Consider the following 1,129-nt stretch of genomic DNA (forward strand, 5'->3'; position numbering starts at 1 on the left):
CCGAATTCCAGCTTGTTGTTCGTCACCTGAATGAACGTTGGCGTGCAGAACAGAAAAGCCGCAACCTGGTCGGGCTGCGGCTTTTTCCTTAACCATCACTTTCAGATTGCTTTACGCCATGGCCCGCAGGTCAGGCTTACGCTTTCGACGCGAGGCAAAAGGCCCAAAGGGGATCTCCGGCGGCGCGAAGGTCTCCGCGCTCGCCCGGTCCCAGCGATCGTACCAATCCGCCAACTCCGGAATTTCCTCCTCCGACAGCAGAAACCCTTCGGGCAAATATGGATACGCCTCATTGCCATCAAGGAATTCGTTGTCCGACTGGCGGAACATGAAGTGGTACGGCATGAAGTCGCGAGGATCGGTCAGGCCTGCGGCGCCGGCAATCTCGCTCAAGGCGCGCATCGTATTGCGATGGAAACGCGCGACACGGTCGCTCTTATCACCTACATCAATAGCACGCTGACGGGCCTGATCTTGCGTGGCGATCCCAACCGGGCACTTGTTCGTATGGCATGCCTGAGCCTGGATACAGCCTACGGCAAACATAAAGCCCCGGCCGGAATTACACCAGTCTGCACCAAGAGCAAGTGCGCGGGCGATATCGAACGCGGAAATGATCTTCCCCGCTGCGCCGAGCCTGATATCGTTGCGAATGCCCGCGCCACGAAGCGCGTTATGAACGAAGGTCAGGCCCTCAAGCATCGGCATGCCGACCCGATTGGCGAATTCCACCGGAGCGGCTCCTGTTCCTCCTTCCGCACCGTCAATCACGATGAAATCCGGTTTGATTCCGGTTTTCACCATAGCCTTCACCATGCCGAGAAACTCACGGCGATGACCGATACAGAGCTTGAAGCCTACCGGCTTACCGCCAGATAGTTCGCGCAATCTGGCGACAAATTCCATCAGACCGACAGGCGTGGAGAACGTGCTGTGTGCTGGCGGTGAGATGCAGTCTACACCCATGGGAATGCCCCGCGCCTCGGCAATTTCAGGCGAGATTTTCGACGCCGGAAGCATACCGCCGTGACCAGGCTTCGCGCCTTGGCTTAGCTTGACCTCGATCATCTTTATCTGAGGGTCGGCAGTGATTGCAGCAAACTTCTCCTCTGAGAAGCTTCCATCGTCT

1 protein-coding gene is annotated in these 1,129 nt (G+C 57.5%); it reads right to left on the reverse strand.

Annotated elements, in window-relative coordinates; all coding sequences use genetic code 11:
• Positions 1 to 111 precede the first annotated feature (111 nt).
• Positions 112 to 1,129, reverse strand: a 1,018-nt coding sequence (locus Q4610_RS21710; protein WP_304537845.1) for an FMN-binding glutamate synthase family protein, incomplete at its 5' end; no start/stop codon positions are given.

It is taken from the genome of Sphingobium cyanobacteriorum (genome assembly GCF_030580935.1).
Classification (GTDB): Bacteria; Pseudomonadota; Alphaproteobacteria; order Sphingomonadales; family Sphingomonadaceae; genus Sphingobium; species Sphingobium cyanobacteriorum.